Origin of the sequence: Collinsella sp. AF29-7AC (assembly GCF_003475665.1) — a bacterium.
Classification (GTDB): domain Bacteria; phylum Actinomycetota; class Coriobacteriia; order Coriobacteriales; family Coriobacteriaceae; genus Collinsella.
Map to the genome: position 1 here is coordinate 1 of NZ_QRQX01000022.1, position 25,317 is coordinate 25,317.

Genomic DNA, 25,317 nt, shown 5'->3' on the forward strand with positions numbered 1-25,317 from the left:
GGCGGTTGAGCAGGCGCAGGCCGAAGCAGTCGGCGAGGTAGTAGCCCTTCTCGCAGCCGCCCGAACCATGGTCAGAAGCCATGGCGACGCAGTTCTCGGCGCCGACAGCCTGGCCGATGGGGCCCTCGGGCTTGGTCATGGCGTAGACGCGCACGCCCATGCCCTTCATCTTCTTGACGGCCTCGAGGACCTCGGGGGTGGTTCCGGACTCGGAGGCGGTGAGCACGACGGACTTCTCGGTCATGCGCTTGTGGCCCATGACGTTCCACTCGGCGGCGTGGATCAGGTAGACCTCGAGGTCGCGGTCGCCGAACTTGTTCATGAGGTACTCGAGCTGCATGAGCTCGTCCCAGGTGCCGCCGACGCCCATCAGGAACACGGCGTCGTAGCCCTCGTCGGCGACCTTGTCGGCGAGCGCGGTCATCTTCTTGCCGGTCTCGTAGAGCGCCTTGCCGTCCTCGAGATAGCCCTCCTGGTCGAAATGCATGATCTCGATCTTCTCGGTTTCCTTCATTTGTCTCTCCTTTCTGGGGTTGTTTCCACATCCCCCATGCCAACGGGCATCAAAACCCGCTTACATTCCGTAACACTCAGCCGCTTTGGCCTTAAGCGCATTGACTGACTCTTCGTAGCCCTCTGCCTTGACCTCCATTTGCTTGGAGACGGTATCGAGATACGGGTGCACGTTCCATGACTTCAGACGCTCGGCAATCATGGCCGCAATCGTCTGGAAGAACACAAGATTGGGAATTGCGCTGAGCAGCGGAGCCACCTGAGGCACCGCAACCTCGTGAGCCCTACCCTTGGGATGGGCCGTGAGCAGCACCGTTTTTGCCGTAACGTTCGATAGCGCATCGGCGATATTCGCAAGACGCTCCGACCCCTGCGGATCGTCGACGATAAACACCAGATAGCCCGGAACGATCTGCATCTCGGGACCGTGGACGAACTCCTCGCCTTCGTGATGCATGGCAGGAATCTTGATGGTCTCGCTCAGCTTGAGCGCTGCCTCCTCGGCAACACCATAGTTGGGGCCGTTGCCGACGACCATGGCGGGCATGTGCTCAGAAAGCTCGAGCATGTGATCTTGGACATATGCCTCGGCGGTCTTGCACATCACGGCATTAGCCTGGATAGCCTCGCGCAGGTCATCAAGACGCTGAGCAACGCCCTTGGCGTCAATCGTTCCGCGCGCCTGACCGCCGTAAATACCAAAGAGCACCAGGTACTCAACGAGAACCTCGACGCCCAGAGTCACAAAGTCCACCGACTCGACACCCACACCGTAGTCAAGAACGATGTCAGCGTGTTCCTTGATGGGTGCCTCGACGTTTGCCGTGAGCGCAACTGCAGCCATATCGTGTGCACGCATGTAATCGAGCGCCGCAATCGTATTGGTCGAATAGCCGCTCTGCGAGACGGCGATGTTGAGCGCATGCTGCGGATAGGTGTGTTCAAAATCGACGAAGGCCTCGGGCGTCACAACGGACACCTGCATCTGCAGCGCATCTTGCAGGTAATCGCGGGCGCAATCGGCGGCATGGCGCGACGAACCCGAAGCAACGATGCGCAGTGCATCAAAAGAACCGGACTGGAAAATATCAACGAGCTGCGCTACCAGCTCAGACGAACGCTCGAGGTTCGCTCCCATACGCACATGGGCGAGCTGAACGTAATCGAGCATCTTCATCGTCTCACCTCGTAACAAATCATTAGTATTTGATACCAATCACAGTTACAGGTTACGGCTTTTTGATACCTCTTTGTCGATTAATTTATCCCCATCGGCGAACGGTCGATTTTGAGCCATGTAAGGTTGCATATGTAGTCTGCTCAACGAATCAAAATCCGTCAGCTTTTCAGCCCGTTATGCAAAAAACCAGCTAGTACGTATAGGTATATCCACCCGCATCGCCGCGGTTAAACGACTTGACGTACTCGATCGCCTGGCCGCTCGCATCGAAGCTCACGCACTCCAGCGTCAAGGCAAGATCGCCCTGCTCCAGTCCAAGCAGGCCGGCATCTCGCGCGCCCAGCGCTTCGATATCGAGCTTTTCCTGTGCCATGACCGGCTTTCGGCCCAACATCTCATAGGTCTCGTACAAACTGAAGACCGACACGTCAATATCTTCGATTGTGGGGAACAGCAGGCACGGGATGAACGCCGTCTCAATCGATACGGGATCGCCGTTGACGCAGTTCAAACGCCGAATCGAATACAGCAAATCATCCTCGGCAATGCCAAACAGGTTGGCATAATATGGGCCCGCATAACGCTTGGAACGCGCGAGGATGCGGACGGACGGCTCGCCGCCCGAAGCACGAACCGATTCGCGAAAGCCTCCCGTTCGCTCGTAGGCAACGGGCACCTTCTGTGCCACAAACGCGCCTTTTCCGCGGACGCGTCGAATCTGCCCACGCCGAACCAGCTCATCGACGGCACTTCGGATGGTCAAGCGTGTCGTACCGAATTCCTCGGCGAGGTCTTTTTCGGACGGAATCATGGAACCCGTGGGATATATACCGCGCTCGATACGCTCCTCGATGCGGCGTCGAATGCGCATATAAACCGGGGTGGCATCTACTGTTTCAGCCATTGTTCACCTGCCACGCTCCTCATGCCGTTCTTTTCGCCGTTATCGGCAAAGCGGAACTTTGTGGGCAAAATCACCGATTTGCAATGCTCCACAAAACGCATGTCCTTATCAAATTCGATCGTGCTCTCATAGAACACCGGCGTTTCCTCTTCTTGTTGGAGCAGCTCGGCCTCTTCGGCGTTCAAACGCGAGATGGAGATATGCTCACGTCCATGCTCAACACGCACGCCACCTTCTTTGAGCAAGACATCGTAAAGGCTCTCGCACTCAAAATCGTGCTCGGGAAGCGATGGGCACAGGGACAGGTTAACGTGAGCCGTCTCGATTGACGCCGGCTCGCCCTCAATAAGTCGAACGCGCTGCATGCGGAGCAAAGGAGCGCCTATAGCCACCCCAAGCTTGTCGGCAAGCGTCTTATCCGCCTCGATGGTCTCGGTGGAAACCAGACGAGAAGAGGGATGCAGGCCGGCAGTCCGCACGGCATCGGAAAAGTTATACGTTTCCTGGAAGATGTTCAGCGGCTTAGGAGGACACACATACGTACCCGATCCGCGACGGCTCTCGAGCGTTCCACACGAGATGAGCCGCGTGATACCGGCACGCAACGCCGTACGCGAAACGCCGATCTCTTCGCACAGCACGCGCTCGGCCGGCAGGCGATCGCCGCCGGCAAGCTGATGGTGCTGGATATACCATAGAATTCCCTCAACAGCACGATCTTTAGGGGGAATTGCATAAGATTCGCCTGCCATTGCACAGACTCCTCATTCAGAAACGTATGCCGCCAAAATTAGACCAGCCCTCCCATGGCATCAAATTCGGCCTTGATCTTCTCGGCGACATTCCGATACGACTTATATAGGCTTGAATCGCGTTTGACTTCGTCGGTCATAACGGGAATCTCCAATTTGGAAACCTCGTCTTTTCCCGTCTGAACCGCCACAACAACGCCCATACCAAGACACATATTACGCTTGGCAGCGTTCATTTTTGCCGCCTTAGCGGGATTTGCCAGAATACGCTGGGCAAATTCCTGTTTAGAGACCGCTTCATCAGCCTCCGGATCGCCCGTCTCGGCCACTTCGCACTGCAACACGTCCGCATAGTCAAAAATCTTCGGCTCGCCGCCGCGCTGATGCACGGCCCACTTGCGGCGCGTGGCATCCTGATAGATAGCCGGCAAAAATGTAAACCGCGGCGGGTCCAAAATCGTATCCGTGATGGTAAACACATCGGGATCAAAGGCATCCTGCGGGTTTTTCTTCTTGAACAGCCCCATATCAGCCTCCCGTACTAGCATTAAACAACTCAAGCTGAATATAGCACCAATTTCAAGCCGCCGCTTTACCGTATCGGTGCGCGGCGTCTATGGCTCGCCCAGCGGAAAAGTTCACGGACGAGGGCCGGGGAGCCGGCTTTGTTTTGAGAAGTGGGCTCCGCGAACTTCTCAAAACAAGGCAGGCACCCCGGCCCCGGCAATGTAATCTTGACTGACCAAAGTTAAATACACGGTCTCTGGGGCAGCGTCAGCAAAGTCCCCATTACATAAAAAGAATCAGCCCCCGCATACTGAAACGGTCGAGAGGGCCGCCTCCGGGCGGGTGCCTTCCTCTGAGAAGTTCGCGAAGCCCACTTCTCAGAGGAAGGCACCCGCCCGGAGGCGGCCCCAGCGCGAGACCGTCCCGGATGCTATTCGTTATCGCCCGCGGTCATCTGCGTTGCGGAGAGCGCGCCGTCGGCAGCGGTTGCGGCTGCGGCGTCGGGCCAGACCCAGTCGGTGAAGGCCGGGTGGTCGTAGCCCTCATCGCACGCGAACTCAAAGGCCTCGGTGCGGAATGCCTCCCACTTATCAATCTGCTCGGCAAACTTATCGGCGTCGACCATGCGCAGCACGTCGGCGGCCAGTGTCCAGCGGTCCATGTTGTTCAGGCGCAGCATGTCGAACGGCGTTGTCGTGGAGCCTTTCTCCTCGTAGCCGTGGACGCGGAAGGCATCGTGGCCGGGGCGGTTCCAGATCAGGCGGCGAATCGTGCCGGCATAGGCGTGGAACGCGAAGAGGACGGGCTTCTCGCCGCAGCCGAACAGCTCAGCCCAGCGCTCGTCGCTGAGAGCCTGGTCGTTCTCGCAGACGTTCTGGATCTTGAGCAGATCGACCACGTTGACGAACCATACCTTGATGCCCAGCTCGCGCAGCATGTCGGTTGCAGCCAGAGCCTCGAGCGTCGGCACGTCACCGCAGGTGGCGACCACGACGTCGGCCTCGGCGAGCGAATCGGCGGTCGATGCCCACTCCCAGGTCGCAACGCCCTCGGCGAGCTCCGCCTTGGCCTCGTCGACCGTCTGGAAGGTCGGAGCAGGCTGCTTGCCGCAGAAGATGGCGTTGACGCAGTCAGTGGACTGGTAGACGCGCTCGGCCACGGCGAGAGCCATGTTGGCGTCGGCCGGATAGTAGGCGTTTACGATGTGCGTGTCGTTGGCCTTGTTGAGCAGCAGGTCGATAAAGCCGGGGTCCTGGTGCGAGAAGCCGTTGTGGTCCTGACGCCAGACGTGGCTCGACAGCAAAATGTTAAGGCCGCTGATGGGGGCACGCCACGGAATCTCGCGCTTGGTAGCCTCGAGCCACTTGCAGTGCTGGTTGACCATGGAGTCGACCACATGGACAAAGCTCTCGTAGGAGCTCCACACGCCGGAACGGCCAGTGAGCACGTAGGCCTCGAGGAAGCCCTCGCATTGGTGCTCGGACAGCTGCTCGATGACCTTACCGGAGCCTGCCAGCAGCTCGTCGTTGGCCTCGTCCTCGTAGAAGCCGGCGTCCCACTGCTTCTTGGTCACCTTGTAGGCAGCCTGCAGGCGGTTGGACGCGGTCTCGTCGGGACCGAAGATGCGGAAGTCATCCATGTTCTTGGCCAGAACGTCGGCAGTGTACTCACCAAAGACGCGGGCGGCCTCGGTGGAGCCCCAGCCATGACCATTAGTGTCGACGGGGACCTCGTGGGCATGAATATCGGGCAGCTCGAGCTCGCGACGCACCTTGCCGCCGTTCGCGTTGGGGTTGGCGCCGATGCGCAGCTCGCCGGTCGGCATAAAGGCCGTCACCTCGGGGCGCACCTGGCCCTCGGGCGTAAAGAGCTCCTCGGGCTTGTAGGAACGCAGCCACTCGCGCAGCACGCGGAAGTGCTCGTGGGTGTCCTTGGCACTCGCCAGCGGCACCTGATGCGCGCGCCAGGAGTCCTCGGTCTTCTTGCCGTCGATCTGCTTGGGGCAGGTCCAGCCCTTGGGCGTGCGGAACACAATCATGGGGTAGGCCGGGCGGACCACGGTCTCGCCTGCGGCGGCCTGGGCCTGCGCAGTTGCCTTGATGTCACAGATCTCATCGAAGACCTGCTCAAACAGGGCAGCGAAACGCGCATGAATGCTTGCGTGGCTCTCGTCGTCAAAGCCGGCGACAAAGAAGTGCGGCTTATAGCCCATGCCTTCAAAGAACTTGGTGAGCTCCTCATCGGACACGCGGGCGAGGATGGTGGGGTTGGCGATCTTGTAGCCGTTGAGGTGCAGGATCGGCAGGACGATGCCGTCGGTTGCCGGGTTCACGAGCTTGTTGGACTGCCAAGAGGTCGCGAGCGGACCGGTCTCGGACTCGCCATCGCCCACCACGGCCACGGCCAGCAGGCTCGGGTTGTCCATAACGGCGCCGTAGGCGTGGCTGAGCGTGTAGCCGAGCTCGCCGCCTTCGTGGATGGAACCGGGCGTCTCGGGCGCAAAGTGGCTCGGGATGCCGCCGGGATAGGAGAACTGGCGGAAGAACTTCTGCAGGCCGGCCTCGTCATTGGTGATGTCGGGGCGAATCTCGCGGTAGGTGCCGTCGAGCAGCGACTGAGCAGTACCGGCGGGGCCACCGTGACCAGGGCCCATCAAGAAGATAGCATTCTGGTTGTGGTCGGCGATCAGTCGATTGACGTGACCGAACAGGAAGTTGATGCCGGGCGTGGTGCCCCAGTGGCCAACCAGGCGGTGCTTAACGTCCGGACGACCGAAGTCGCGCACCTCACCGGTTTTCTCATCAACAAAGTCGGGGCGCATTAGCGGGTTAGAGCGAAGGTAGATCTGACCGACGGACAGATAGTTCGATGCGCGCCAATACAGGTCGACGCCCTCGAGCTCGGAAGCCGGCACCTCGTGGCCCAGCTTTTGCCACGGCGTCCCCAGTGTTTTAGCCATTGTTTATGTCCCTTCGCTGTGTGGTCACCCTCCGATACGGCAACCTTTCGTTGGGACTAGTATATTTGCTAAAACGTTTTATCATGGTGAAAAAACGTTTTACCACCCCTATCAATCCCATCGATTAGCAAAACGCGACATTCACCTGCGGCATTACACGTCACAGGTGCTCCACATTCGGTCTCTGCAAATTGATAAACGTGTTTAGTTGTGTTTAGTAAGCTCGAGCACGCTGTCCTTAACGATAAGCTCCGGCTCCAGAACGACCTCTTCGGCACGCCTGCCGCCCCTACCGGCAAGACGCTTGGACATGCAGCCAAAAGCATGCTCCGCAAGGACACCAGGGTCCTGCTCAATCGCGGTCAGCGCCGGCTCAAAGAGAACGTCGGCCGCCGAGTTGTCATAGCTCACCACCGAGATATCGCCCGGGATGCTCTTCCCCATCTCGTGCAAGCGCTTGAGCAAACCGAGGGCAATGTTATCCGAGCTTGCGAACACGGCAGTGGCGTCAGTTGCGAGCACCGCCTCCGAGGCCTCGTATGCGCTCGGAATGTAGTACTCGCTCTCAAACTCCAAACGTGCGTCGATCGGCAGGCCAACCTCACGCAGCGCGCGCTCATAGCCGGCAAGTCGCTTGCGACCCGTATTGGAACGGCGGGCATTAACCAGACAGGCGATGCGGCGATGACCTTGCTCGATCAGATAGCGGGTGGCCATATAGCCGCCCATCTCGTGGTCGAACATCACTTTGTCGCACTCGAGCCCCTCAATGGCACGGTCGACCATTACGGCCGGGATGGGCAGGTGGCTGACCTCTTCGCGCAGGGCGCGGTCATCGGAGAACTCGTCACCCACCACCAGGAAGACGCCATCAACGCCGCGCGTCACCAGCTGGCGCAGCAGCTCCAGATCGTCATCGGCGCTTCCGCCCGAGCTGGTAATGAAGAGCGCATAGCCGTCCTCGCGGCAGCGCTTTTCCAGGCTACCGGCGAGCGAGGCAAAAAAGCGGCTCTCGATGTTAGGGACGATAAGGCCCAGCGTGCGCGACTCGCGCATGACCAGGCTGCGCGCAATCTGGTTGGGAACATAGTGGTTGCGCGCCGCGACCTCTTTGATGAGCTTGCGGTTTTCTTCCGAGATGCGACAGGGCCGATTATTGAGAACAAGCGAGACCGACGAGGGGGAAAGCCCCACCTCCTGGGCGATCTGCTTGAGGGTGACTTTGTTGGCCATCTCGCTCCTTCCGGGTTTACGCGCAATCTCTTGAAAGTATAGCGACTACCCCTCTACCTCGGTGATAAACACTTTACCAATCCGGTGGACGGCTGTTTTATCGCCGCCAGCGCACCAAATCCGTCCGGGTGGGGTATATTGCAATCGATTGATGACAACGACCACCAAAAGGCGGATATTCGTATGCACGAGAACGATTTTTTTAACGAGGACCTGCTGTGCGCGCTCGCTGGCGTTGCCGGCGAGGACAACGTGCTGATGAGCGAGCCCATGCGCGAGCACACCACGTTTAAGATCGGCGGTCCGGCCGACGTCTTTGTCACGCCCGATACTGAGCAGGGCCTCGTCGCCACGCTCGATACCTGCTATCGCTGCAATCTACCACTCACCATCGTGGGCAACGGCTCCGACTTGCTCGTCGGCGACAAGGGCATCCGCGGCGTCGTCGTAGCGCTGGGCGAGGGCCTCTCCGACATTACGGTCGACGGCACGCACGTCACGGCGGCAGCCGGCGCCTTGCTTTCCGATGTCGCAGCCGCGGCAGCCGAGGCCGGCCTTACCGGCATGGAGCCCATCTCGGGCATTCCCGGATCGGTCGGCGGTGCCTGCTACATGAACGCCGGAGCATACGGCGCTTGCATGGCCGATGTGCTGGAGTCCGTGCGCGTCTACAAGCCCGCCCGCATGCTCGACGACGGCACCCGCGGTAGCGGCAGCATTATTGAGTTCGATGTCGATGAGCTCAACCTGGGCTATCGCAAGAGCCGCATTGCCGACGACGGTTTCGTCGTGCTTTCGGCCACTTTCAATCTCGCCCCGGGCAACGCCGCGATGATCAAGGCCGACATGGACGACTACCGCCAGCGCCGCGAGGACAAGCAGCCGCTCGACATGCCGAGTGCCGGCTCCACCTTCAAGCGCCCCGAGGGCTACTTTGCCGGCAAGCTCATCATGGACGCCGGCCTGCGAGGACACGCCATCGGCGGCGCGCAGGTGAGCGAAAAGCACTGCGGCTTCATCGTCAACGCCGACCACGCCACCGCAGCCGACGTCGACAAACTCATCCGCCACATCCAAGCAACCGTCAAAGACCAATTCGACGTAGACCTAGAACCCGAAGTCCACCGAGTCGGCGAATTTTTATAGCCTGCCCACCGCGATCCACTTTAATTAATAACGAGACAAGTGATCTAGCTCACTTGTCCCGTTATCATTTATTTGCGAAGAACATCGGCTAGCCGCAGGATTGAAATCATCGACCGATAAGTGAGTTCCACTTTTTCGCCCGCAAGCAGCCGTTTCGAGCCAATCTCATCTAGCCCCACAAGCCGAGAAAACAGCGGGCCGCTCATCGTGCCCTCGTCAATTGATTCCCTTATGGTCTTCAAAACGTCCGTATCATGAAGCGACGCCGAGCTGTAGGGGGCAACACGAGCGGAACTCTCAATTAACGACGAGACAAAAGGATGGAGATGCTTTGGACATAGTCCATCAAACACCACATCCCCATTGTCATCCGAGCCGACCAGGCGCCAACTATAATGATCGACCCAGCCGTCTCCGTCATATATGGTGTCCATGAGCAACTTCCCGTCTAGAGAGACCTATTTGGACATCGGGGCGCAAGACCGCAATCCATATAGGACCCGCAGCAGCTCCAACCCAACGCACCGCTCGACAATTGCAAATTGCGGCTATTTTAAATCTACATGATCAGTTCGAGTTCGCAACAAGGCGATTATTGCAGCTAGGTTATATTTCATTTTCCACTTTGGTGAGCCGTCGGCTCCAAATTCCAAAACCGAAGTCCACGGAGTCGATAAATTCATTTAAAAAAGGCCCCGAAAGGGGCCTTCGCCATATTTATTCAGACAACCAGTCCGGTGTGTGACGCATTGGATCCGAGAGGTCCGTGGCTGCCCGGAAGGCATTAGGTTGATCGCGAGTTCCGCACGAGCCGGAGAGCACTTAATGTGCTCTCCGTGCGAGCAGGACTGTCCGAGCAGGCAACCTAATGCCTTCCGGGCAGCCACGGACCAACTTACTTCAAACCGCCGTTACGACAGCGCAATACCGCCAAGCCAGCCCCAACGCACGCCAGAGCCAGTACCATAGAAGCTAATAAACGAATCAAGCGACTTAGACGTAATGGAGCCCTCGTTGCTCATAACGATGCCGCCACCAACATAGATGCCCACGTGTCCGTACAGCAGGCCCGGCGTACCGGTACCACTGTGCGACGAGTCGGCCACGATCATGCCCACCTGCAGCGCCGAACGATCGGAGCTGTAGCACCAGGCGTTAAACATGTCGCACGCGTTGCCGCCAAAGTAGCCCACGCCGGCGTTGCGGAATACGTTGGTAACCCAAGCGGCGCACCAGTTCAGGCCAGGCGAAGGGGTGGAGTAGCATGCGTTGACGACGGCCTGCTGCTTGCCCGAGCCGGCATTCTGTTGCGGAGTTCCGGGCGCATACGATCCGCCACCCGAGCTTGAACCACCCGAGTAGGAATTGTTCTTGTTTGCGGCAGCCGCGGCAGTAGCAGCCTTCCTGGCAGCCTCCTCTGCCTGGGCGGCAGCGAGAATCTCGGAATCACGCTGGGCCATGAGTTCCTTGACATCGTCGGAGAGGCCGTTCAGAACTGTCTGGACCTCCTGCTGCTTGGCCTGCATGTCCTGCATCTGAGCAGTCTGCTGGTCCTTGAGCTTCTCCAGGTCGGCCTTTTGTGATTCGAGCTCGGTCTTCTGTGCGTCGAGCTCAGCCTGAATCGTCTGGATATCCTCGATGGCATCGCGGTCGCTCTTGTTGATCTTCTCAACGTAATGCGCGTTGGCGACGAGTTCCTCAAACGAGCCAGAGGCCAGCAGCAGCGACAGGATGTTCGTACCGCCGGACTTGTAGCTGGCGGCCACGCGATCGGAAAGGTCGTTGCGCTTCTTCTTGAGCTCGGCCTTCTTTTCATCGATCTGGGCCTGCGTGTCGTCAATCTTGCCCTGGACATTCTCGATGTCGTTGAGGGTCTGGGCATTCTTGTTGGCCAGCGCCGCATACTCATTTGCGATGCTGTCGAGCTGGGCCTGAACCTCGTCGAGTTGGGCCTGGGCGGCATTCAATTTATCGGTGGTTTCTTTGGAAGCCTCCGCCGCATGGGCGCGAGTGGGCAGGCCAAAAAGAACTGCCGCAGAAGCGGCGCCGAACAGGGCCTTAAGGGCAGTGCGGCGCGAGAGCTCCTGGGAAAGGATGGAATCGCTGTTTGGTGACATATGTACTCCGTTACATGCTTATTTATATGTCGCTCAACTCATACATATTAGCGTACATATGGCGCGTCCCAACGATTTCCACGAACGGCAGGAAACTACAAGGTCGGCGGCTCGTAAGCAATTGTCAAATTTGAGGTAACAATTGAGCAAGCTCTTATATGAGTACGTTAACATAATCCTCTGCTTTTCCTACAGTGCACCATTTGGGCGTCCCCGCCTGCGCTATACTCCCCTCTAGAAGTGTTCCTGATTCGATAGGAGACTACATGTCCAAAGCACTCGACCCCAAAGACACCTGCGTCCTCGTTACCGGTGGCGCCGGCTTTATCGGCTCGCACACCGTTGTTCAGCTGCTCGAGGGTGGCTACCAGGTCGTCATCGTCGATGATCTCTCCAACTCCAGCGCCGTCGCCGTCGACCGCGTCAAGACCATCGTGGGCGACGAAGCCGCCAAGAACCTCACCTTCTACAAGGCCAACGTGCTCGACCGCGATGCGATGAACAAGATCTTCGATACCCATCAGATCGACCGTGTCATCCACTTTGCCGGCTTTAAGGCCGTCGGCGAGTCGGTGAGCAAGCCCGTCGAGTACTACCACAACAACATCGAGAACACCCTGGTGCTCATCGACGTCATGCGCAACCATGGCTGCAAGTCCATCATCTTCTCGAGCTCCTCGACCGTCTACGGCGACCCGGACAACCCGCCCGTCACCGAGGAAGACCCCAAGAAGCCCGCAACCAACCCCTATGGCTGGACCAAGTGGATGATCGAGCAGATCCTTATGGACGTCCACACCGCCGACCCCGAGTGGGACGTCGTGCTGCTCCGTTACTTCAACCCCATCGGCGCTCATCCGTCGGGCCTGATCGGCGAGGACCCCAAGGGCATCCCCAACAACCTGGTGCCCTATGTCGCCCAGGTCGCCGTGGGCAAGCTCGAGGCCGTTCAGGTCTTTGGCAACGACTACCCCACCCCCGACGGCACCGGCGTGCGCGACTACATCCACGTGTGCGATCTGGCCTCTGGTCACGTTGCCGCCCTTAACTGGATGAACGGCAAGACCGGCGTCGAGATCTTTAACCTGGGCACCGGTACCGGCACCTCGGTACTCGAGGTCGTCGCCGCCTTCTCCAAGGCTTGTGGCAAGGAGCTGCCCTACGTGATCCGCGAGCGCCGCGCCGGCGACATCGCTGCCAACTGGTGCGATGCCTCCAAGGCCGAGCGCATGATGGGCTGGAAGGCCCAGTACGACATCGCGGACATGTGCCGCGATAGCTGGAACTGGCAGAGCCACAACCCCAACGGCTTCGCCGACGCCGAGTAGCAAAAACCTACATACCGTTCTTGCCCCGATCTCACGTTGTGAGGTCGGGGCTTTTTCATGGCATGTAGCCATTCGCCGAAAATCGACCAACTTTTTTATCTTGCCTGTACATGTTTAAACAACATGTTTTACAATAGGCGTATCGAATCAGAACATCGGAGGCGGACTGCACACCCATCGGCAGGCCGACCCCACAACAAGAAGGTTGGTGAGCGCATTCATGGAGCGTGCAAGCGGCGTCCTCATGCCCGTCTCATCTCTGCCCGGACCATACGGAATCGGCGGCTTTGGCTGGAATGCCTACGACTTCGTCGATTTTCTCGCCTCGTGCAAACAACATTACTGGCAGATTCTGCCCCTTACGACGACCAGCTATGGCGATTCGCCTTATCAGTCGTTCTCGGCCCGCGCAGGCAACCCCAACTTTATCGACTTTGCCGAGCTTATCGAGGCAGGGTATCTGGAGCAGCGCGATATCGATGGCGTGTATCTGGGATCCGACCCCAGCAATGTCGACTACGGTGCTATTTTTGGCGGCCGCCGTCAGATTCTCGACCGCGCCGCCGAGCGCTTTGCTGCCGACAAGCCGGCCGATTTCGATGACTTTATCCAGGCCAACGAGGACTGGCTCATCCCCTACTGTGAGTTCATGACCGTCAAAGAGGAGTGCGGTCTCAAGGCGTTTTGGGAGTGGCCCGCGGAGCTCCGCACCCGCGGCGAGGCTTCCGCCAAGGTCTGCGCCGACCATCCGGCGCGTATGCTCTACCACCAGATGACGCAGTACTTCTTCGATCGCCAGTGGAGCCGCCTCAAGGCCTATGCCAACGAGCGCGACATTCTCATCATCGGCGACCTGCCCATCTATGTCTCGCGTGACTCCGTCGAGATGTGGGCGACACCTGAGCTCTTTAAGATCGACGCCGCCGGCAATCCCGTGAGCGTCGCCGGCACGCCGCCCGACCAGTTCTCGGCCACCGGCCAGTACTGGGGCAACCCCATCTACGACTGGGACGCCATGGAGGCCGACGGCTTCTCCTGGTGGGAGGGCCGCATTCGCGCCGCCCTCGACATGTACGACGTCATCCGCCTGGATCACTTCCGCGGCTTCGAGGCCTATTGGGAGGTGCCGTTCTCCTCGCCTGATTCGTCCTACGGTTCGTGGACGCAGGGTCCCGGCCTCAAGCTCTTCAAGACACTCGAGGAAAAGCTCGGCACGCTGCCCATCATCGCCGAGGACCTGGGCTTCCTCACCCCCGGCGTCATCGATATGCGCGACAACTCGGGCTTCCCCGGCATGAAGATCCTGCAGTTTGCCTTTGAGGGCACCAACTCGTACTACCTGCCGCACAACTACATTGCCAACACCGTCGCCTACGTGGGCACTCACGACAACGAGACGGCACGCGGCTGGTTTGAAGGAACGGCTACCCCGCGTCAGCGCGAGCAGACAGCCCTGTACACCCATCAGCAGGCCGGCGAACCCATCGCCGACGCGCTCAACCGAGCCATCGCAGCCAGCGTGAGCGACACGTGCATCTACACCATGCAGGACCTGCTCAACTTGGGCAACGAGGCGCGCATCAACACCCCTGCCACGCTGGGCGGCAACTGGACCTGGCGCATGCTCGACGGCGCCATCACCCGCGAGCTCGAGCACAAACTCACCGACTGGACCGAGACCTACTTCCGCATCCCGTCGGAAGCCGAAATCGAGCTTCCCCAATAGGAGCCACCGCGCCCGACCCCACCCCACCGTGCGGACGCGACCGCTTTTCCCGCGCGAGGCCATCCCCATCCCTCGCGCGGGCTTCTTTTGAATTTCTGACATGTAGTCGACTCACCACAGGAGGAAACATGCCCCGTATCAATCTTGCGGATCTTGCCGAGCAGTCCTTTGGAACCTCGCTCGAGCAACTCGATGACCGCCGCATTTACAAACTGCTGGTCAAGCTCGTGCAGGAGCACTCTGCCGCCTGTCCGCTCAACAACGGCAAGAAAAAGCTCTATTACATTTCCGCCGAATTTTTGATCGGCAAGCTGCTCATCAACAACATGATCGACCTCGGCATCTACGACGAGGTTAAGGACCAGCTCACCGCCGCAGGCCACGACCTCAACAAGATCGAGGAGTTCGAGGTCGAGCCGTCGCTCGGCAACGGCGGCCTGGGCCGCCTGGCCGCATGCTTCCTGGATTCCATCGCCACGCTGGGCTTGACCGGCGATGGCGTGGGCCTCAACTATCACTACGGCCTGTTCCGTCAGCGCTTTGTCGACAACCAGCAGAAGGCCGTCCCCGACGAGTGGCTCGGTGAGCAGGACATCCTAGTCGACGACGACCGCTCCTACACCGTCGAGTTCGGCGATTTTGCCGTTACCTCCAAGCTCGTCAACATCGACGTGCCCGGTTACGGCCAGCCCACCAAGAACCGTCTGCGCCTGTTCGACCTGGCGAGCGTCGACGACGGCCTGGTCCCCGGCAGCTCCATCGACTTCGACAAGACCGAGATCGCCAAGAACCTCACCTTGTTCCTCTACCCCGACGATTCCGACGAGCAGGGCCGCCTGCTTCGCATCTACCAGGAATACTTCATGGTGAGCAACGCCGCCCAGCTCCTGATCGACGAGGCCATCGAGCGCGGCAGCAACCTGCACGATCTGGCCGACTACGCCGTGGTCCAAATTAACGACACGCACCCCACCATGGTCATCCCCGAGCTCATTCGCTTGCTCACCACCGAGCATGGCATCGAGTTTGACGAGGCCGTGACCATCGTACGCTCCATGGTCGCCTACACTAACCACACGATTCTTGCCGAGGCGCTCGAGAAGTGGCCGCTCGTCAGCCTGCAGAAGGTCTCCCCTGCCATCGCCGACATTATCGTCAAGCTCGATGAGATCGCGAAGGCCGAGCACGATGACCCGCGCGTCGCCGTCATCGACGAATACGACACCGTCCACATGGCCCACATGGACATCCACTTTGGCTTCTCCATCAATGGCGTAGCCGCCCTCCATACCAAGATCCTGGAGGACACCGAGCTTCATCCGTTCTACGAGATCTATCCCGAGAAGTTCTCCAACAAGACCAACGGCATCACCTTCCGCCGCTGGATCCATGGAGCCAACCCCGCGCTCGCCAGCCTGCTCGACGATGTAATCGGCACCGACTGGCGCAGCACCGGCGATCTGAGCAAACTCGCCAAGTTCGCCGACGACAAGGACGTTCTTGAGCGCCTGGCCGCCACCAAGGTCGAGGCCAAGGCCATCATGCGCCAGTTCATGGCGCTCGAGCAGGGCGTGACCATTCCCTCCAACGCCATCATCGACGTCCAGGTCAAGCGCATCCACGAGTACAAGCGTCAGCAGATGCTCGCGCTCTACATCATCTGGAAGTACTTCGATATCAAGAACGGCAACAGGCCTAAGCACCCCGTCACCATCATCTTTGGCGGCAAGGCGGCGCCTGCCTACACTATCGCGCAGGACATCATCCATCTGATCCTGACGCTGTCGCAGTGGATTGCAAACGACCCCGACGTGGCTCCCTACCTGCAGGTTGTCATGATCGAGAACTACAACGTCACCGCCGCCGAGCGCGTGATCCCCGCCGCTGACATCTCCGAGCAGATCAGCCTGGCCTCCAAGGAGGCGAGCGGCACCTCCAACATGAAGTTCATGCTCAACGGCGCCCTAACCCTGTGCACGCTCGACGGTGCCAACGTGGAGATTGCCGAGCTCGTGGGCGACGAGAACATCTATACCTTTGGTGCCTCGTCCAAACAGGTCGAGCAGCTCTACGCCGATGGCACCTACAACGCCGGTGCGCTCTACCGCAAGCCCGGCATTAAACTGCTGGTGGACTTCATCACCAACCCGGCCTTTATGGCAACCGGCAACGCCGAGCGCCTGCAGCGCCTGCACGACGACATTAAGGGCAAGGACTGGTTTATGGCCCTGCTCGACATTGAGGAGTACATCCAGACCAAGGAGCGCGTGCTGGCCGACTACGAGGACCAGGACGCCTGGATGCGCAAGGCGCTCATCAATATCGCCAACGCCGGCACCTTCTCGTCCGACCGTACGATCTCCCAGTACAACGACGAGATCTGGCACCTGAGCTAATTCGGTTTCATCGCCCATCCTCTTGAAAACGGAGCCACGGCAACGCGGCTCCGTTTTTTGTGCCCGCACGTTACCCTGTGATCCGACTCGGCCAAACAATCTCGATCCATAACAACTACTCAACCAAAACGGTCCCAGCCGTTACAGATTGAGACATACCGGCCCCTCCCCTTGGGTTTATCTCAATCTGTAACATCTAGCAGGTGAAATTCGCCTTTGGTGTTACAGATTTAGATGAAATGGTTAGCTCAGCGGAACCGTCTCGATCTGTAACATCTAACGTCCGAAATCGGCCCTATCCGTTACAGATCGAGACAAACGACCGGTCAGACAGTCCCAACACAAAGAAAGGCTCCCCTCTCGCCCAGTGGACGGGAGGGGAGCCTTATATGTGACCGCGGCAAAAGGATGGCAAAGCCGCAGTCGCCCAAAGGGAGGGCCTGGATGCACCGGGCCTAGATAAGGTTCTTGCCAGACACCTTATCGAAGAGATGAGTCGCGTTCTTCTCGAACTTGAACCAGATGGGGTCGCCAGCCTTGAGCGCGCCCTTGGCCTCGAGGTCGACGACGGGGATAATCAGGACAAACTGGCCGTCGGGAGCGGTCACGTGGACATGCTCGGTCGAGCCCATGAGCTCGGTCACCTCGACGGTGCCCTGGAGCGCACCCTCCTCGCCCTTGTCGGCAAGCAGAATCTGCTCGGGACGCACGCCGGCCGTGATCTCCTTCACGTCGCCGCCGTCCCAGTTGAGAGCAAGCTGAGCGCAGGTCTCGGGGGCGAGCGCCACGTTCATATCCTCGGTCTTGACGGTAAAGCCGTTGCCCGAGCGCACCAGCTGGGCATCGAAGAAGTTCATCTGCGGCACGCCGATAAAGCCGGCGACGAAGATGTTCGCGGGATGGTTGAAGACCTCCTGCGGGGTGGCGATCTGCTGGACGACGCCATCCTTCATGACCACGATACGGTCACCGAGGGTCATAGCCTCGGTCTGGTCGTGAGTAACATAAATGAACGTGCCCTTGATCTCATGACGCAGCTTAATGAGCTCGGCGCGCATCTGGTTACGAAGCTTAGCATCCAGGTTGGACAGGGGCTCGTCCATCAGAAAGACCTTGGGGTCACGTACGATGGCGCGGCCGATGGCGACACGCTGACGCTGGCCGCCGGAGAGTGCCTTGGGCTTACGGTCAAGATACTCGGTAATACCCAGGATCTCGGCAGCGGAGCGAACCTTGCGGTCGATCTCGTCCTTGGGGACCTTCTTGAGCTCGAGCGTAAACGCCATGTTCTCGTACACCGTCATATTGGGGTACAGAGCATAGCTCTGGAACACCATGGCGATGTCGCGGTCCTTGGGAGCGACGTCGTTGACGCGCTTGCCGTCGATGAGCACGTCGCCCGAGGTGATATCCTCCAGGCCGGCGACCATGCGCATCGTCGTGGACTTACCGCAGCCAGAAGGGCCAACGAGGACGATGAACTCCTGGTCGTGAACGGTGAGGTTGAAGTCCTCTACAGCGAGCACACCGTCCTCGGTAACCTTGAGGTTGTGCTTCTTCTCCTCGGTTTTCTTCTTTTTGCCAAAGAAGCCCTTCTTTTTTGACTCGTTGTTGGGATACACCTTCTGAACATGTTTGAGAACGATCTCGGCCATGTCTTTACCTTTCGATACGCGGCGCCGCGCTGAGAGGCGCCGCCAAAACTTGCAAAACAGTTACGGCATCAGCCCTTGACGGCACCTGCCACAACGCCGTCAATGATGTACTTCTGGCAGAAGATGTACATGATGACGATGGGGATGACGACCATCATGATGCATGCCATCATGGGGCCGAGCTCGACGTGGCCATAGCCGCCACGGAAGTACTGGATCAAGATAGGAATGGTCTTGTACTTGGTGGAGTCGAGCGTAAGGTAGGGCAGCAGATAGTCGTTCCAGACCCACATGGTCTCAAGGATGCCGACCGAAAGATAGGTGGGCTTCATAATGGGAAGGACGATCTTAAAGAACACCTGGACCGGGTTGCAGCCGTCGATCATGGCCGCTTCCTCAATCTCGAGCGGGATGTTCTTGACGAAGCCGGCGAACATAAAGACCGCGAGGCCCGCGCCAAAACCAAGGTAGATGAAGCAGATGTTAAACGGCGTGTTAAAGCCGATGCGGTCCGCGAGGTTGGACAGCGTGAACATGAGCATCTGGAACGGTACGACCATCGAGAAGACGAACAGGTAATAGAAGAAGTTCGAGATCTTGCTGTTGACGCGCACCACGTACCAAGCGCACATGGAGCAGCACACCAGAATCAGCACGACCGACGTGACCGTGATGATAAGCGAGTACATAAACGCCGAGGCAAAGCCCTGCTCGTTCAGAGCGTGCACGTAGTTTGCGAGGCCGTTGAACGTCTCGGGCGTGAGCAGATCGAACGCCGTGGTGGTGCTGATTGCGGTCGCTTTCTTAAAGGAATTGAGCGCAATCATGAACACGGGGTAGATCCATGCGAGCGACAGAATCGTAAAGAAGATCGAGAGCGCGCGGTTGATAGCCTTATCGCGTTTCATTACTGCTGCACCTCCTTGGACCTCGTGGCCTTAAGCTGGATCATAGAAATAGCGACAACCAGGATGCAGAAGATAACTGCCTTGGCCTGACCGATGCCCTGCCATGCGATGCCAGCACGCGAATAGAACGTGTTGTAGATGTTCAGGGCGAGCATCTCGGTGGAGTGCGCCGGGGCGCCACCGGTAAGGGCGAGGTTCTGGTCGAACAGCTTAAAGCCGTTGGTGATGGACAGGAACAGGCAGATGGTGATAGTCGGCATCAGGTTGGGGATCTTAACCTTCCAAAACGTCTGCCATGCCGTAGCGCCATCGACCTTGGCGGCCTCGATGTAGTCAGACGGGATGGACTGCAGACCGGCGATGTAGATGATCATCATGTAGCCGACCTGCTGCCACAGGGTCAGGATGATAAGGCCCCAGAAGCCAGCGGCGGAGTTGAGGGCGATGAGCTGGGCGCCCACGTTGGAGAGCAGGCAGTTGATCAGAATCTGCCAAATGTAGCCCAGCACGATGCCGCCGATCAGGTTAGGCATAAAGAAGATCGTACGGAAGATGTTGGTGCCCTTGAGCGCCTTGCGGGTGAGCGCCTGCGCGATGGCCAGCGCGATCACGTTGATGAGCACCGTCGACAGGAAGGCAAACGCCACCGTAAAGAAGAACGACGTGGAGAACTGCGGATCGGACAGCGCGCGCACGTAGTTCTCGATACCGACAAAGTGCGCGTTATTGATGGTAATAAACTGGCAGAACGAGAGATAGAAACCCTGGATAAAGGGAATCACGAACCCGATCATAAACGCCAGGCACGTGGGCAGCATAAAGAGCGGCCACCAGCGCTTGAGTGCTTTGCCCATAGAAGGGTCCTTTCATATATGCAGGGGGCGGGCAAACCTACGTCTGCCCGCCCCCTGTCGCTAATCAGATAGCTTGGGCAGCAACTGCTTACTCGGAAGCAGCCTTCTCGGTCTTCCAGCCATCGACGAAGGCGTTCTTGACGCCGTCCCACTTGGTGTTGTCGGCAGCATAAGCGATGAGAGCCTGCTTGAGGTTCTTCTTCCACTCCTCAGAGGGGATGTAAACGAAGTCCCAAGCGACGGTCTTCTTGCCGTCCTTGGCCATAGCAACGGCCTGCTGCGAGAAGACGTTGGTGGTCTCCTTAGCGCTCTTGAACGGGGCGGTCAGACCCATCTTGTCAGCGATGATGCTGGTGGCGGTGTCAGAAGTGACGCACCAATACATGAAGTCCTCGGTGGCCTTCTGGGCATCCTCGGAAGCCTGGGAGCTGACGCACCAGTAGTTCTCGCCGCCGGAGCACAGGCCCTGGTTCTCCTCGCCATCGACGCCGATGTAGATCGGCAGCATGCCGAGCTGGTCGTCGGTCATACCGGCCTTGGTGAGGTCGGCGTAGGCCCAAGAGCCGTTCTGGTAGAAGACGGCCTTGCCGGTTGCGAACTCGTTGGTGGCGTCGTCACCGGTCTTGGAGGCGAGCTGCGAAGGATCGCAGGTGGAGTCGGTGATATACAGGTCGAAGATCTGCTTAAAGTTGTCGAGATACTCGCCCTTGATCTCGTCGTCCTCCTGATTGTGCTCCTTCTCGAACTCGTAGTAGAGCGGGAGGTTGGCGAGGTGCGTGGTGTAGCGCCAGCTGGAGGAGTCATCCATACCGGCGGAAGTGAAGGCACCGTCAACGCCGAGCTCGTCCTTGCGGGCCTGGATGTCATCGGCGCAAGCCTTCAGCTTGTCGAAGGAGTTGATGTCCTCGGCCTTGTAGCCGGCCTTCTCGAGGAGCTCCTTGTTGTAAATGATGCCGTAGCTCTCCTGAACCCAGTCGATACCCAGATCCTTGCCGTCGGACTGCAGCGCCAGGGAGTCGTCGATGAGCTCGCCGCGGAGCTTGGTGTCGGAAAGATCGGCGCAGTAGTCCTTCCAGTTCTTAAGGCCGGTGGGGCCGTTGACCTGGAACAGCGTCGGAGCGGAGCTCTTGGACATCTCGGACTTGAGCTTCTCCTCGTAGGTGTTGGAGGCGGCGGTCACGATCTTGACCTCGACGCCCTTCTCCTTCTTGTACGCCTTGGCGATCTCCTTCCACTCCTTGTCGACCTCGGGCTTGAACTGGAGGAAGTAGACCTCGGCAGCGTCACCAGAAGCAGAGGAGCCGGAGCCGGCAGAACCACCGCAGCCCACGAGACCCAGACCAAGAACCGCAGCCGCGGAACCAGCAAAGCCCAGGAACTGCCTTCTGCTCATTTCGTTCTTCATTACAATCCACCCTTTCACACCGTGGCGGCACCCTTTGCCGCCGCCTTCGGAGATTGGCTCGGGGACTTTGCCCCTTTTGCTGATTTGTACAATACGCTATTTGGCTAGTTGTTTGAACAAGTATTACTAGAGCGGTAGAAAAACTTCGGTGAACGGTAATTTCGACTTGATACTTGACAAGTTTTGTATAAACAATTATTTGTTATCGAATGCAGAGAAAACGCCCGATCAAGCCGATGCATCGTCGGTTTGACCGGGCGTTTTCGCTTTGAGGGCATGAGTCTCGTCAGGCTGCGAGCTAGCCGGCTATCGCTTGGAATTGACGCGGTAATGGAAGATCTCGGGGTGTGTGCGGGCATGCGTGACCTCGAACAAGATGCCGTCCGAGGTGTACGACTGGCTCTCCATAACGGCGACGCAGTTGTACTTGCCAAGGTCCAGATAGCTGCAGTCCTCATCGTTGGCGAGCTCGACACTCACCGTACGACGGCTCGCCATCACTTTGACGCCGCGCTTGTGCTCCAGATAGCCGTAGATAGAATCCGCCGCGATCTCGGGGGTCAGGCCCTTGGCGACCGACGCCAAAAAGTAGCCATGGTCCACTTGGCGCGCGCTGCCGTTGAGGCTTCGGACACGCACTACGCGAATCAGCTCCTCGCCCACCTTAAAGCCCAGGCGGCGAGAGAGTTGCTCAGTGCAAATCAAATGTTCAAAAGACTTGACCTCGGTCGATGCGACGGCATTGTTGCGTTTTGCGAACTCGCCAAACGACTCAACCTCTTCGAGTGCGCCCAGCATGTCGGTTTCGCCCTTAAGCCAAATAACGCGCACGCCCTTACCGTGTATAGGCTGCACAAACATCTGGTCGGCCAGCATGCTCAAGGCGCGTCGAACGGTATTGCGCGTGCAGCCAAACTCCGCGGTCAGCTCGGCTTCGGTTGGCAGCATCTCCTGAAACGCATAGGTCCCGTTAATGATGCGCGAACGGATCTCGCGGTAGATTCCTTCGTAAATCGCTTTTGGCATGATTTCACCTCTAATGAATATGTATGGCTAGGCACGATAGCATTTCTTAAAGTTGTTTAAACCGATTATCGGTAAAGCACGGATTATTTACCGTCGACGGTTCCCCCGAAACCCAAATCGGACCGAATCAAAACCGTCAATGCGGCAAGCAGCCAGTCCTCTACAATGAGTTCATTGTTTAAACGTTCTTGCTCGCACAGCATGTTGCATCCGGAAGGCATATTATGCTGCAGAAAATCCAACGTTTTGGCGGAGCCATGTTCGCGCCCGCCATGCTGTTTTCTATATCAGGCCTCATGGTCGGCATCTCCGCCCTCGCCACGACCGTAGACATCGTCGGCGATCTCGCCGTATACGGAACCCCTTGGTACGTTTTCTGGACCATCATCCAGCGCGGCTCGTGGACGGTCTTTAAACGTCTCCCGCTCCTTTTTGCCGTAGCGCTGCCTATCGGTCTTGCCCAAAAGCAACCGGCACGCTGCTGCCTCGAGGCGCTCGTAGCCTATTTTGCCTACTGTTTCTTTTTGAGCGAGATCATTAAGCTGAGCGGCGACAACCTTGGACTTAAGTACCCGTCGTCTTTAACCCCCGCCAGCGGCATCACCGTCATCGACGGCATCAAGACGCTCGACACCGGCATTATCGGCCCGCTGGCGGTGTCGGCAACCGTCGTCGCCATCCATGACCGCTTCTACGATGCCAAGGTTCCCGATTGGCTCGGCACCTTCTCGGGTTCCTCGCTGGTCTACCTCATCAGCTTTTTTGCCGTGTTTGCCCTTGCCGCCATCTCGGCCGCCATCGTGCCCTTCGCATACGCTGTGACCGAAACGCTGCGCCACGCACTTGCGGGCGTCGGCCCCTTCGGCGTGGGCATCTTTGTGTTTTTGGAGCGAGCGCTCGAGCCCATGGGGCTGCACCATCTGCTCTATATGCCCATCTATTACGACAATCTGGTCATTCACGACGGTATTTACGCCACGTGGACCAACCTGCTCCCCATTCTCTCCCATAGCACGCGCCCTTTAAATGAACTTGCGCCCTGGGCAGGTTTTACCGCCACCGGCTGGGGCAAGCTCTTTGGCCTTCCCGCCATCGCGGCAGCATTCTATTTCACCGCCAAACCCGAACGCCGCGCCGGCCTTAAGGTCATCCTTTTGCCCGCCATCGTCGCCTCGGTGGTCTGCGGCGTCACCGAGCCGCTCGAGTTTCTCTTTATGTTCACCTATCCCGGACTCTTTTTGCTCTACGCCGTCCTGTCCTCCTGCCTTGCCATGACCATGAACTTCTTTGGCATCGTCGGCATCTTCTCGGGCGGTCTCATGGAAATGACGGCCTTCAACTTCATCCCACTCATGCGAATGCATGCCGGCTCCTACCTTTTGGCGCTCGGTATCGGTCTTGCCTTTAGCCTCATCTTTTTTGTTAGTTTTCGAGCACTCATCTTGGTCTATGACCTTAAGACGCCGGGCCGCGAGGATCATGTCTCCAATCGCGCGGCAATCGATCGTTTAACGGGAAGCGGCTTTGCCAAAGAGCAATCTCCCAATGGCGAGGTCGGTATTCAATCCGATCAAGATCACGTCCTCGCCGAGCGGGTAATTCAGCTTTTAGGTGGCGTTGGCAATATCGTGGGCGCAACCAACTGCGCCACGCGCCTGCGCGTCGAGGTCGCAGACCCTTCCATCGTTGCAGATAATGCGTCGTTTGTCGCGGTGGGCGCCAAGGGCCTCATCATTACGGGCAAGACCGCCCAGGTGATTATTGGCATCTCCGTTCCCCGCGTTAAAGAGCATTTTGACCAGATCATGGGCCTCGAGCCGGGATTTGTGCCCACCACCTCGGCCTCCCCTGCCGCCAGCGCAGCCCATAAGCGCGGCGATATCTGCTTCTTCGATATCGACGGAACACTCGCCTGGCAAGACCCTCGAGTGGCACAAGAACTTCCCGAGAGCGAGCGAGACCTCTCCCCCTATCCCAATGAAGCGGTCTCGCAAGCCATCCGTGATTTTGTCGCCAAGGGCAATATGGCGTTTATCTGCACAGGGCGCACGCTGAGCTGCATCCATCCAAAGCTGCTCGAGCTGCCCTGGACCGGCATCGTCTGCCTCGCGGGTGGCTATGTCGAACTTGAGGGACACGTGATTCGCGATTTGGCGATGACGCCCGGCATGCTGCAGCGCCTTGCTCCCATTCTTGAGCAATCGGACGAAGTGATTCGTTTTGAGGGACTCAATGGCGTCGTTCGCATGAGTGCCGATGCGCCCGACGCCCCGGGATACGCCCGCACCGTGGGCGATGCAATTACGCAGCTGCAACATTACAGCGCCTACAAGATCTTAATGTCCACGTCGCTTGCCAACCGCATCGCTCAGGATCAAGCGTTTGAGCCGCTGCTCTGCTTTAACGAGCTCGAGCTCGAAGTGACCGAGATTTCGCCTCGCGAATGCACCAAGCGCGAGGGTATCCAGTCCGTACTCGACGCCCTCGATCCCCACCACGGAACCGTATACGGCATCGGCGACGCCAGCAATGACGTCTCGCTGATGAACGCCGTCGACGTTGGCATCGCCATGGGCAACGCACCGGACTTCCTCAAGGAAAAGGCCGACTATGTCACCGACAGCATCGACCACGACGGCGTCGTCACCGCGCTCGAACACTTTGGGCTTATCTAGCCAAGCCCCTACCGCACTTGCGGCCGCATGGAC

18 protein-coding genes and 1 pseudogene are annotated in these 25,317 nt (G+C 58.6%); 5 read left to right on the forward strand and 14 right to left on the reverse strand.

Translation table 11 applies throughout. From position 1 onward, the window contains the following. From DWZ15_RS08850 to DWZ15_RS08880, 7 genes and pseudogenes are all read right to left on the reverse strand, one after another. Positions 1 to 514 (reverse strand): annotated as a pseudogene (locus DWZ15_RS08850) (SIS domain-containing protein); the annotation flags it as partial. A 60-nt stretch (positions 515 to 574) separates the two neighbouring features. Continuing rightward, positions 575 to 1,690 carry an SIS domain-containing protein gene (locus DWZ15_RS08855; RefSeq protein WP_118450537.1) on the reverse strand — a complete coding sequence of 372 codons (1,116 nt, stop codon included), beginning with the start codon at positions 1,688 to 1,690 and terminating at the stop codon, positions 575 to 577. 193 nt (positions 1,691 to 1,883) lie between these two features. Beyond that, entirely contained in the window at positions 1,884 to 2,597 is a 714-nt protein-coding gene (locus DWZ15_RS08860) for a GntR family transcriptional regulator (protein WP_099432289.1), read from the reverse strand. Then, a complete protein-coding gene (locus DWZ15_RS08865) occupies positions 2,582 to 3,349 on the reverse strand; it encodes a GntR family transcriptional regulator (protein WP_117736887.1) in 768 nt (255 codons plus the stop codon). Before DWZ15_RS08865 ends, DWZ15_RS08860 begins: the two co-directional genes overlap by 16 nt. Before the next feature lie 38 nt (positions 3,350 to 3,387). Then, positions 3,388 to 3,876 carry a hypothetical protein gene (locus tag DWZ15_RS08870; RefSeq protein WP_118450539.1) on the reverse strand — a complete coding sequence of 163 codons (489 nt, stop codon included), beginning with the start codon at positions 3,874 to 3,876 and terminating at the stop codon, positions 3,388 to 3,390. 410 nt (positions 3,877 to 4,286) lie between these two features. Then, positions 4,287 to 6,815 (reverse strand): phosphoketolase, encoded by a 2,529-nt coding sequence (locus DWZ15_RS08875; protein ID WP_118450541.1) that lies wholly within the window; start codon positions 6,813 to 6,815, stop codon positions 4,287 to 4,289. A 204-nt stretch (positions 6,816 to 7,019) separates the two neighbouring features. Next, positions 7,020 to 8,048: a LacI family DNA-binding transcriptional regulator gene (locus DWZ15_RS08880; protein ID WP_089573627.1), complete on the reverse strand. Its 1,029-nt coding sequence runs from the start codon at positions 8,046 to 8,048 to the stop codon at positions 7,020 to 7,022. Between the two features lie 183 nt (positions 8,049 to 8,231). Here DWZ15_RS08880 and murB point away from each other — a divergent pair, with 183 nt between their 5' ends. Next, positions 8,232 to 9,194, forward strand: coding sequence for a UDP-N-acetylmuramate dehydrogenase (murB, locus tag DWZ15_RS08885; protein WP_118450543.1), 963 nt, complete (start codon positions 8,232 to 8,234; stop codon positions 9,192 to 9,194). Positions 9,195 to 9,262: 68 nt separating this feature from the next. Here the strand turns inward: murB and DWZ15_RS08890 are convergent, their stop codons facing one another. After that, the gene (locus DWZ15_RS08890) at positions 9,263 to 9,628 is read right to left on the reverse strand and encodes a hypothetical protein (RefSeq protein WP_118450545.1); all 366 of its coding nucleotides are present in this window, start codon (positions 9,626 to 9,628) and stop codon (positions 9,263 to 9,265) included. Between the two features lie 477 nt (positions 9,629 to 10,105). Further along, complete coding sequence (locus tag DWZ15_RS08895) at positions 10,106 to 11,311, reverse strand: hypothetical protein (protein WP_118450547.1); 1,206 nt, start codon at positions 11,309 to 11,311, stop codon at positions 10,106 to 10,108. 266 nt (positions 11,312 to 11,577) lie between these two features. On the opposite strand from DWZ15_RS08895, the gene galE reads away from it, so the two are divergent. The 3 genes from galE to glgP all read left to right on the forward strand — a co-directional run bounded on the left by galE (position 11,578) and on the right by glgP (position 16,761). Further along, positions 11,578 to 12,639: a UDP-glucose 4-epimerase GalE gene (gene galE / locus DWZ15_RS08900; protein WP_117736891.1), complete on the forward strand. Its 1,062-nt coding sequence runs from the start codon at positions 11,578 to 11,580 to the stop codon at positions 12,637 to 12,639. A gap of 220 nt (positions 12,640 to 12,859) precedes the next feature. Continuing rightward, entirely contained in the window at positions 12,860 to 14,365 is a 1,506-nt protein-coding gene (malQ, locus tag DWZ15_RS08905; RefSeq protein ID WP_118450549.1) for a 4-alpha-glucanotransferase, read from the forward strand. Between the two features lie 128 nt (positions 14,366 to 14,493). After that, positions 14,494 to 16,761, forward strand: coding sequence for a glycogen/starch/alpha-glucan family phosphorylase (gene glgP, locus DWZ15_RS08910; protein WP_118450551.1), 2,268 nt, complete (start codon positions 14,494 to 14,496; stop codon positions 16,759 to 16,761). A gap of 455 nt (positions 16,762 to 17,216) precedes the next feature. Here the strand turns inward: glgP and DWZ15_RS08915 are convergent, their stop codons facing one another. From DWZ15_RS08915 to DWZ15_RS08935, 5 genes are all read right to left on the reverse strand, one after another. Then, complete coding sequence (locus DWZ15_RS08915; RefSeq protein ID WP_117640835.1) at positions 17,217 to 18,416, reverse strand: ABC transporter ATP-binding protein; 1,200 nt, start codon at positions 18,414 to 18,416, stop codon at positions 17,217 to 17,219. Between the two features lie 68 nt (positions 18,417 to 18,484). Continuing rightward, complete coding sequence (locus tag DWZ15_RS08920; protein WP_117584245.1) at positions 18,485 to 19,324, reverse strand: carbohydrate ABC transporter permease; 840 nt, start codon at positions 19,322 to 19,324, stop codon at positions 18,485 to 18,487. Then, the gene (locus DWZ15_RS08925) at positions 19,324 to 20,178 is read right to left on the reverse strand and encodes a carbohydrate ABC transporter permease (protein WP_055252174.1); all 855 of its coding nucleotides are present in this window, start codon (positions 20,176 to 20,178) and stop codon (positions 19,324 to 19,326) included. Before DWZ15_RS08925 ends, DWZ15_RS08920 begins: the two co-directional genes overlap by 1 nt. A gap of 88 nt (positions 20,179 to 20,266) precedes the next feature. Then, a complete protein-coding gene (locus tag DWZ15_RS08930; protein ID WP_055252173.1) occupies positions 20,267 to 21,583 on the reverse strand; it encodes an ABC transporter substrate-binding protein in 1,317 nt (438 codons plus the stop codon). 306 nt (positions 21,584 to 21,889) lie between these two features. Next, positions 21,890 to 22,609 (reverse strand): GntR family transcriptional regulator, encoded by a 720-nt coding sequence (locus DWZ15_RS08935; RefSeq protein WP_089573620.1) that lies wholly within the window; start codon positions 22,607 to 22,609, stop codon positions 21,890 to 21,892. 224 nt (positions 22,610 to 22,833) lie between these two features. Between DWZ15_RS08935 and DWZ15_RS08940 the strand changes: the two genes are divergently transcribed. Further along, positions 22,834 to 25,284, forward strand: coding sequence for a PTS transporter subunit EIIC (locus DWZ15_RS08940; RefSeq protein ID WP_118450553.1), 2,451 nt, complete (start codon positions 22,834 to 22,836; stop codon positions 25,282 to 25,284). The last annotated feature ends 33 nt before the right edge of the window (positions 25,285 to 25,317 follow it).

What these genes read in the sequence shown, in the direction of transcription:
- DWZ15_RS08915 (WP_117640835.1), bottom strand. Translation starts at nt 18,416, where the DNA reads ATGGCCGAGATCGTTCTCAAACATGTTCAGAAGGTGTATCCCAACAAC.
- DWZ15_RS08930 (WP_055252173.1), bottom strand. Translation starts at nt 21,583, where the DNA reads ATGAAGAACGAAATGAGCAGAAGGCAGTTCCTGGGCTTTGCTGGTTCC.
- DWZ15_RS08865 (WP_117736887.1), bottom strand. Translation starts at nt 3,349, where the DNA reads ATGGCAGGCGAATCTTATGCAATTCCCCCTAAAGATCGTGCTGTTGAG.
- DWZ15_RS08875 (WP_118450541.1), bottom strand. Translation starts at nt 6,815, where the DNA reads ATGGCTAAAACACTGGGGACGCCGTGGCAAAAGCTGGGCCACGAGGTG.
- murB (WP_118450543.1), top strand. Translation starts at nt 8,232, where the DNA reads ATGCACGAGAACGATTTTTTTAACGAGGACCTGCTGTGCGCGCTCGCT.
- glgP (WP_118450551.1), top strand. Translation starts at nt 14,494, where the DNA reads ATGCCCCGTATCAATCTTGCGGATCTTGCCGAGCAGTCCTTTGGAACC.
- DWZ15_RS08890 (WP_118450545.1), bottom strand. Translation starts at nt 9,628, where the DNA reads ATGGACACCATATATGACGGAGACGGCTGGGTCGATCATTATAGTTGG.
- DWZ15_RS08925 (WP_055252174.1), bottom strand. Translation starts at nt 20,178, where the DNA reads ATGGGCAAAGCACTCAAGCGCTGGTGGCCGCTCTTTATGCTGCCCACG.
- DWZ15_RS08880 (WP_089573627.1), bottom strand. Translation starts at nt 8,048, where the DNA reads ATGGCCAACAAAGTCACCCTCAAGCAGATCGCCCAGGAGGTGGGGCTT.
- malQ (WP_118450549.1), top strand. Translation starts at nt 12,860, where the DNA reads ATGGAGCGTGCAAGCGGCGTCCTCATGCCCGTCTCATCTCTGCCCGGA.
- DWZ15_RS08940 (WP_118450553.1), top strand. Translation starts at nt 22,834, where the DNA reads ATGCTGCAGAAAATCCAACGTTTTGGCGGAGCCATGTTCGCGCCCGCC.
- DWZ15_RS08920 (WP_117584245.1), bottom strand. Translation starts at nt 19,324, where the DNA reads ATGAAACGCGATAAGGCTATCAACCGCGCGCTCTCGATCTTCTTTACG.
- DWZ15_RS08860 (WP_099432289.1), bottom strand. Translation starts at nt 2,597, where the DNA reads ATGGCTGAAACAGTAGATGCCACCCCGGTTTATATGCGCATTCGACGC.
- DWZ15_RS08870 (WP_118450539.1), bottom strand. Translation starts at nt 3,876, where the DNA reads ATGGGGCTGTTCAAGAAGAAAAACCCGCAGGATGCCTTTGATCCCGAT.
- galE (WP_117736891.1), top strand. Translation starts at nt 11,578, where the DNA reads ATGTCCAAAGCACTCGACCCCAAAGACACCTGCGTCCTCGTTACCGGT.
- DWZ15_RS08935 (WP_089573620.1), bottom strand. Translation starts at nt 22,609, where the DNA reads ATGCCAAAAGCGATTTACGAAGGAATCTACCGCGAGATCCGTTCGCGC.
- DWZ15_RS08895 (WP_118450547.1), bottom strand. Translation starts at nt 11,311, where the DNA reads ATGTCACCAAACAGCGATTCCATCCTTTCCCAGGAGCTCTCGCGCCGC.
- DWZ15_RS08855 (WP_118450537.1), bottom strand. Translation starts at nt 1,690, where the DNA reads ATGAAGATGCTCGATTACGTTCAGCTCGCCCATGTGCGTATGGGAGCG.